Source organism: Catenibacterium sp. co_0103, assembly GCF_004168205.1.
Taxonomy (GTDB): Bacteria; Bacillota_I; Bacilli_A; order Erysipelotrichales; family Coprobacillaceae; genus Catenibacterium; species Catenibacterium mitsuoka_A.
This window is the reverse complement of sequence record NZ_RCYB01000085.1, coordinates 1-8,172: the sequence shown is the minus strand read 5'-3', so window position 1 is coordinate 8,172 and position 8,172 is coordinate 1. Positions and strand designations below refer to the sequence as shown.

At 34.0% G+C, this 8,172-nt stretch carries 7 protein-coding genes, 1 rRNA gene and 1 other annotated feature; of the genes, 7 read left to right on the top strand and 1 reads right to left on the bottom strand.

The annotated features are described in order from the left end of the window. Positions 1-6: 6 nt before the first annotated feature. The 7 genes from rrf to ileS all read left to right on the top strand — a co-directional run bounded on the left by rrf (position 7) and on the right by ileS (position 7,769). A 5S ribosomal RNA gene (gene rrf, locus EAI80_RS10685) occupies positions 7-115 on the top strand. 69 nt (positions 116-184) lie between these two features. Next, positions 185-2,155: a RecX family transcriptional regulator gene (locus EAI80_RS10680; RefSeq protein ID WP_129982006.1), complete on the top strand. Its 1,971-nt coding sequence runs from the start codon at positions 185-187 to the stop codon at positions 2,153-2,155. Continuing rightward, on the top strand, positions 2,148-3,089 hold the full coding sequence (locus EAI80_RS10675; protein ID WP_129982005.1) for an HD domain-containing protein: 942 nt from the start codon (positions 2,148-2,150) through the stop codon (positions 3,087-3,089). The genes EAI80_RS10680 and EAI80_RS10675 overlap by 8 nt, the downstream gene beginning before the upstream one ends. 42 nt (positions 3,090-3,131) lie before the next feature. Then, positions 3,132-3,557, top strand: a complete 426-nt coding sequence (sepF, locus tag EAI80_RS10670) for a cell division protein SepF (protein WP_117459551.1) — start codon at positions 3,132-3,134, stop codon at positions 3,555-3,557. Positions 3,558-3,591: 34 nt separating this feature from the next. Beyond that, on the top strand, positions 3,592-4,338 hold the full coding sequence (locus EAI80_RS10665; protein WP_129982004.1) for a YlmH/Sll1252 family protein: 747 nt from the start codon (positions 3,592-3,594) through the stop codon (positions 4,336-4,338). Between the two features lie 12 nt (positions 4,339-4,350). Then, a complete protein-coding gene (locus EAI80_RS10660; RefSeq protein WP_129982003.1) occupies positions 4,351-4,815 on the top strand; it encodes a DivIVA domain-containing protein in 465 nt (154 codons plus the stop codon). Next, positions 4,774-4,974: a binding site (T-box leader), on the top strand. (Overlaps the previous gene by 42 nt.) A gap of 35 nt (positions 4,975-5,009) precedes the next feature. Beyond that, positions 5,010-7,769, top strand: a complete 2,760-nt coding sequence (gene ileS, locus EAI80_RS10655; RefSeq protein ID WP_129982002.1) for an isoleucine--tRNA ligase — start codon at positions 5,010-5,012, stop codon at positions 7,767-7,769. Between the two features lie 67 nt (positions 7,770-7,836). Here ileS and EAI80_RS10650 read toward each other — a convergent pair whose 3' ends face one another. Next, positions 7,837-8,031 carry a hypothetical protein gene (locus EAI80_RS10650; protein ID WP_022424664.1) on the bottom strand — a complete coding sequence of 65 codons (195 nt, stop codon included), beginning with the start codon at positions 8,029-8,031 and terminating at the stop codon, positions 7,837-7,839. Positions 8,032-8,172 lie beyond the last annotated feature (141 nt).

Sequence of the window (8,172 nt, the reverse complement as noted above, 5' to 3'; positions counted from 1 at the left end):
CGAGGATCTGGCGGCGATAGCATGATGGACACACCCGTTCCCATCCCGAACACGGAAGTTAAGCATCATAACGGCGACGATAGTGTGAAGACGCGACAATAGCAAGCTGCCAGGTCTTTTTTTTTATGTTTTAATTTTCTATTATATTCAGTATAATGTAAGTGCAAGCTAAAGGAGATTCAACATGCGTATTGCGATATTTACAGACACTTATTATCCTGATATTAATGGCGTTGTTTCATCAATTGGTATACTCAGAAATGAATTAATGAAACATGGTCATCAAGTCTTGATTATAACTACAATTCCTCCTCTTGGTGTTCATATAGAAGATGATCCATTTATTATAAGAATGAATGGAATCTCTCTTAAAAGTATCTATGGATACCGTATGGCAGGCATTTATAATAATAAAATATTTAAAAAGATTAAAGAATTTAATCCAGATATCATTCATACGCAGACTGAATATGGCGTAGGCTTATTTGGACGATTATGTGGTTATAAGCTTAATATTCCTACAGTATATACATTCCATACCAATCTTTATGACTACACTTACTATGTCACTAAAGGAATCGAACCATTTGATTCAATCGCAAAAAAGATTGTCAAGAAGCTGATGAAGATATATACAACCCATACAACTTCTCTTATTGTCCCTAGTGTTAAAACAGCTTCTATGATGAAATCTATTGGTATCAAAAAAGAAATCAATATTGTACCAACTGGACTCGAATTAGAACGCTTTAAAAGATATAATAAAGAACATACAAATCAAATCAAAGAAGAGTATGGCCTTAGTGATCATTTTAATTTAATCTCTTTAGGTAGACTTGCTGAAGAAAAATCATTAGATCTCATCATTAACGCAATGCCTGAAATCATTCAAAGAAATCCAAATATACGATTGTTTATTATAGGTGATGGACCTGCAAAGAACACTTTGATGCAATTAACACATGATTTAAAAATGGATGATTATATTCGTTTTGCAGGATGTCAAAGTGCAGACGTTATTCCTGATTTCTATTATTCCGGTGATCTTTTTGTCTCAGCATCTCTAACTGAAACACAAGGTCTAACATTTATTGAAGCAATGGCCTCTTCTTTACCAGTTCTTGCAAGATATGATTCTAATTTAGATCCTGTTATTGTAGAGGGTGGTAATGGTCATTTCTTTTATACTCAAGAAGAATATATCAAAAAAGTAATAGAATTATCTCATAAGGATCTTACACCTTATAAAGAGTATGCAGCAAAGCATGCCCAACAATTTGATTCTCATACATTCTATAAAGGAGTGATGCATGTGTATAACAGTTCTATTGATCATTTTGAAAACTGTTTTGTAGTCTCTTCAATAAAACCACATGAAAAGCTAGTCTCAGTAGAATTTGTAAGTGGTAAAAGAAAAATAGCTCTTGAATGTACTATAGAAGATGTAGAAACATTCCATCTCGCCATTCAAACTCGTGCCAATCAGGAAGTTATAGATATTCTTAAAGAGAAGCAGAATATCAGACATTTATATTTTAAAGCAGTAAAACTGCTTAGCTATCATGACTATTGTTTCCATGACTTAAAGAAACGCTTAGAAACTTATGGAGACTATAATGAAATTGAGATTATGAAATGTATGGCATTATTAACAGATCGTCATCTCATAGATGATCGTAAATATGTAAGAAGCTATATTGATGCAACTCTTAAGAAGGGTAAAGGCTTAAAAAAGGCACTTATTGATTTAAAGAATAAAGATATTCCAGAACATTTAATTGAAGAAGAAATCGAAAAATTTGACGAATCAGAAGAAATAGAATATGCTTTTAATATTGTGGATCAGCTCTATTCAAACAATAGAAAGCTTTCTCCACAGGGATTAATTCAAAAAATCAAGAGAACCTTATATAATAAAGGATATAGCGAAAATACAATTCTTTCTGTTATGAATAGCTATGATTTTGAATTTTCTCATGAACGTACATTGTCTTTATTAAAACAGGAATGTGAAAAGACATATAAACGTTATCAAAATAAATATCATGATCAGGAATTAAAGATGCGTATCAGCCGTTTTCTTAAGCAGAAGGGGTATGATTATGAAGATATCCTGATTGTGATGGATGAAATATGGAGTGAATTGAATGATTAAAATTAATGAAATGAATCCAGGAAAAGAAACAGTTGGTTTTGAAGCTATTATTATCTCAGTCACTGTAGGTAAAACAAATGGTGCCAACAAGTCTTCTTATTTAAATATTGTCTTACAGGATGCAACAGGGACTATTGATGCAAAGCTCTGGTCTGCCACAGATGAGCAGATTCGTTTATTTGAAAGAGGGCAGGTTGTAAGAGGTAAAGGAGATATCATCAATTATAAGGGCATGAGACAGATGAAAATCGTTAAGCTTGAGCCTATTGAAATGAATGATGAACAGAAGGCTTTATTCTTACCACAGCCACCTATTGAAAAAGCAGTGATGCAGAAGGAATTAGATATGTATATGAAGAAGATCCACAACATTCGTCTTTATGCGATTGTTCATGGACTTATTGAAAAACATTATACAGCTTTTGCGAACTATCCTGCAGCCACTAAAAATCATCATGATTTTGCCTCAGGACTTCTTTATCATACTTTATGTATGTTGAAGCTTGCAGATCAGCTTATTAACGTTTATAGCTATTTAGATGCAGATTTACTATATGCAGGTGTTATTCTACATGATATTGGTAAGGTTAAAGAATTTACTGGACCTATTGTTCCTGCTTATTCTATTGAAGGAAGCTTAGTAGGTCATATCTCTATTGGTCATGCAATGGTGAAGGACATGGCAGAAGAATTACATATCGAGGGAGAAGAAGTATTCTTACTAGAACATATGATTCTTTCTCACCATGGTAAACAGGAATATGGTTCTCCAGTTCTTCCACAGATTCCTGAAGCAGAAGCATTAACACTTATTGATAATGTAGATGCAAGAATGAATATGTTTGAAAAAGCCCTCAAGGATACTGAACCAGGATCATATTCTGCACGTATCTTTGGGTTAGAAAATAGAAATGTATACAAATCACATCACTAATGTGTTATAATAATCAAAACAAACAGGAGGTTTTACATGTGTATGGATAAGGTTAAAGATTGGTTATTTGGTGAAGAAGAAGGATATACAGAAGATTACAATACTGCACAAAACGGACAGGAAGAAAATTCTAATATTTTTGAAAACAATAAGACTAAAAAGACAAGTGAGATGTTGAAGCCATTTGATGCTAACTCTAGTCTTGTATTATTTGAACCACGTGCTTATTCTGATTCTCAGGAAATTGGTGGTTATTTAAAGAAAAATAAAGCAGCTGTCGTTAACCTACATCGTTTACAGAAGGAACAGCAGAAACGTGTTGTTGATTTCTTAACTGGTGTTATTTTCGCAATTGATGGTGATATTCAGGTAATTGGTCCTAAGATTTTCTTATGTACACCTAAGAACATTGGTGTAACTGGTTCAATTACTCTTGATGATGACACACCTACAAGTACGGAGGAATAAGTATTAGCATTCGCTAATACTTTTTTTATGAAATATGTTAGAACATTTTAAAGGTGATGAAGAATTCGTCTCTAAAATATTAGATTACAAAGATCAGGCACTTTATTCACAGCGTATGATTCTTACACAATTTCTTGATCCACATCAGCAGTCCATTGTAGAAAGTGTTATTGGTCATGAACTCAAAGTAGAAGCAGATGGAGGATTTGATGGAGCAGAAAATAAAAGAGTGCTCATAGCACCTGATTTCTATGAATTTGAACCTGAAGATTTTAAAGTCACAGTATTTAAAGTAGATTACAATGATACAATTGGAAACCTTAAACATTCCGATGTCTTAGGGGCTTTAATGCATTTAGGTATTAAGCGTCAATGTATCGGAGATATCAATGAAGAGCCACTTTCCTTTGCCTGTATGACAGAAAATAGTGATTATATTCGTATGAATCTCACACGTATCAAACGTTCTTCTATTCATTTAGTAGAAAGTAAAGAACGTCTTTCTATTCAGCAGGATACCTATACTAAAACAGTGATCGTTTCTTCTTTGCGTTTAGATAAGATGGTTGCGCAATTATTTGGCATCTCTCGCAATAAAGCAGTAGAAGCCATTCGTGGTCAGTATGTCAAGCTTAATTACAAAGTTATTGAAGATATTTCAAAAATATGCGATAATAACGCTATAATATCTTTACGTCATCATGGCCGAGTAAAGATATTCATAACAGATAGAAGAACAAAGCAGGATAATTATGTAATAGAAGGCCAATATTATCGATGAGGGGACACGGGTATGGGATACATGTTCAATAAGCAGCTTCGTGGATATAATACTGAAGAAGTCGATGATACGATTGAGACTTTAGAAAAGAAAATTCAGGAAACTACTTTACAAATCAGAAGACTTGAAAAAGAATTGGATAAAGTTAAAAAAGAAAATATCGCGATGGCTAATCGTCAATCTATTGAACGAAAGACCAATGAAGAGATTTCCCGTCTTGCTTTAAAGGAAGCCAGTGAACTCATTACAAAAGCCAAGCATAATGCGAATATGATTCTTAAAGAGTCTATGAATTATGTGAAGGGTTTAAGTGATGAAGTAGAAGGTTTTAAGGATGAAGCAAAAGATTTTAGGGCTGAAATTGTAAAAATCAGCACAGAATTGTTAGAAACTATTGACAAATCAGAAATTTTTAGTTTAATTAATGAAGAAGAAAAAAAAGCGAAGAAAGAGAGCGCTGATCAAGAGAACTTATAGAGAAACCGTGGGTGGTGGAAACGGTGAAGGTGTATTGGTCAGGAATCACTCTGGAGCTGCATCCTGAATAAAGTAGGGAATGCCGTTGATTGCGTTAAGATCTTAAGTGCATATCGAATGATATGAACAAAGGTGGTACCGCGTGCAAACGTCCTTTATGAAGGACGTTTTTTTATTTGTGAAAGGGGATATATATGAATTACAAAAGCACACTCTTAATGCCAAAAACTGATTTTGAGATGCGTGGTAAGCTTCCTACTAAGGAACCTGCTTACGTAGAAAGATGGCAGAACGCTAACATGTATGAAAAGGTGATCAAGCAGAATGAAGGAAAAGAACATTTCATTTTCCATGATGGACCTCCATATGCAAATGGTAATATGCATGTTGGACATATGTTAAATAAGGTTATTAAAGACGTTATTTGTCGTTATAAGAATATGGAAGGTTTCTATACACCATATATTCCAGGATGGGATACTCATGGTTTACCTATCGAAAATGCAATTCAGAAGCAGGGTGTAGATAGAAAATCTATGTCTACTGCAAAGTTCAGAGAAAAATGTTATGCATATGCATTAAAGCAGGTTGAACGTCAAATGCAGCAGTGTATCCGTGTAGGTACATTTGCAGACTACAAACATCCATATTTAACTTTACATAAAGAATTTGAAGCAAGACAGATTGATGTATTTGCAAAGATGGCTGTAGATGGATTAATCTATAAAGGATTAAAGCCAGTATATTGGTCACCTTCATCTGAATCAGCATTAGCTGAAGCAGAAGTAGAATACCATGATGTAAAATCACCTACTATCTATGTACGTTTCAAGGTAAAAGATGGTAAAGGTATCTTAGAAGGTGATGATAACTACTTTGTAATCTGGACTACTACTCCTTGGACAATCCCAGGAAACCAGGCAATCTGTTTAAACCCACGCTTCACTTATGCATTAGTTAAATCTGAAAAAGGTAATCTTGTTGTCTTAGAAGAATTAGTTGATTCATTATGGGAAACATTTGGATTAAAAGAAAAAGAAATCTTAAAACGTTTCAAGGGTGAAGAATTAGAATACATCACATGTACTCATCCACTTTATCCAGAAAGAGAATCATTAGTTATCATGGGTGACCATGTTACAACTGATTCAGGTACTGGATGCGTTCATACAGCAAGTGGATTTGGTGTAGACGACTTTAACATCTGTCAGAAATATAAATTACCAGTACTTGTAAACGTTGATGAACATGGCTGCATGATGGAATCATGTGGTGAATGGCTTGCAGGTCAGTATGTTGATGATGCAAACAAGACTGTTACAGTAAAACTAGAAGAATTAGGCGCTTTATTAAATCTTACTTGGATTACACATAGCTACCCTCATGACTGGCGTACTAAGAAGCCTATCATCTTTAGAGCAACTGACCAGTGGTTCTGTTCTATCGATAAGATCAGAGAAAAACTATTAAGTGAAATCGATAGCGTTAACTGGATCAATGAATGGGGTCATATTAGAATCTATAACATGATTAAAGACCGTGGTGACTGGTGTATCTCAAGACAGAGAACTTGGGGTGTTCCAATTCCAATCTTCTATTGTGAAGATGGTACTCCTGTAATTGATCAGAAAGTATTTGATCATGTATCAGCACTATTTAGAGAATTCGGTTCAAACGTATGGTTTGAAAGAGATGAAAAAGATTTATTACCAGAAGGTTATACAAACGAACATTCACCAAATGGTATCTTCAAGAAAGAAAAAGATATCATGGACGTATGGTTTGACTCAGGTTCATCACATACTGGTGTATTAGTAGAAAGAGGATTAGGTTATCCAGCTGATCTATACTTCGAAGGTAGTGACCAGTATCGTGGATGGTTCAACTCTTCATTAATCATCGGTACTGCAGTACATGGTAAAGCACCATATAAGACAGTTTTATCTCATGGTTTCACTCTTGATGGTAAGGGATTAAAGATGAGTAAGTCTGGTGGTAACGCTGTAGATCCAATCAAGACAATCAATAAATGGGGTGCTGATATCTTAAGATTATGGGCTACTACTGTAGACTTCCAGTCAGATGTACGTATCTCTGATGATATCTTAAAGAAAGTATCTGAAAGCTATCGTAAGGTAAGAAATACTATGCGTTTCTTACTTGGTAACTTAAATGATTTCAAGGATACTGATGTATTACCAGTAAATGAATTAGAACCAGTTGATCAGTATATGTTAGCTAAGTTAAATGACTTAATGGATGCATATCATAAGTCTATGGATTCTTATAACTTCTCAGAAGCAAACAAGGAAATCTTAAACTACTTCACTAATACATTAAGTGCATTCTATATGGACTTCACAAAGGATATCCTTTATATCGAAAAGGCTGATTCTACAAGAAGAAGACAGGTACAGACAGTTCTTTATCATCATGCAAAGACAATGATGAAGTTAATCTCACCAATCTTAGTCTTCACTGCAGAAGAATTACATGATCACTTCCATTGTGATGCAAAACAGGAAGAATCTGTATTCCTAGAAGCTAAGCCAGAAAAGTTCGAAATTGAAAATGCTGATGCATTAAAAGAACAGTTCGATTTATTCATGAACTTACGTACTGATGTTATGAAATCATTAGAAAACTTAAGAGCTGAAAAAGTAATCAATTCTAACATGGAAGGTAAGCTTACTATCACTCTTAAGGATGAATATAAGTCTTTAGCTTCATTAGAAGATTCTATGAAACAGTTATTCATCGTCGCAAAAGTGACTTTAGATGATAATGCAGAAGGTAAAGATGAATATGAAACTTGTTTCATCAAGGCAGAAAAATTCCATGGTGTTCAGTGTCCAAGATGCTGGAATTGGTTCGAAGAAGGCGAATTAGTAGATGGATTATGTCCAAGATGTCATGAAGTTGTAGAAACTTTACCATCTAGTGAAGAAGAATAAAAAATAAGGATATGAGGATTGCCTCATATCCTTTTAACATCCAATAAAAAAAGTCTAGAAATCTAGACTAATAGCCACGCTTATATTCATTAAAGCGATCTAAAGAGTATCCGATTAATCTTAATACAAAAATCAAAACAAACCCTACCGCAAATAAGATATATAAATGTGCAAAGAAACCAATCACACAGCATAATGCAAATACGATATAGCCAATAGTTGTTAAGAAATCCATATATTTATGTTCTTTTAATCCGTTCATAGTTTCACCTCATTCTAGGATATTATATCATTCTCTGTAAGCGAAAACAATTGCAGAATTACTCTGTCAACCGAAATTGATAATGTCTCAAAAATAATCAAACATTAGCACCACAACGGTGCTTTTGTTTTGCAGCATAAT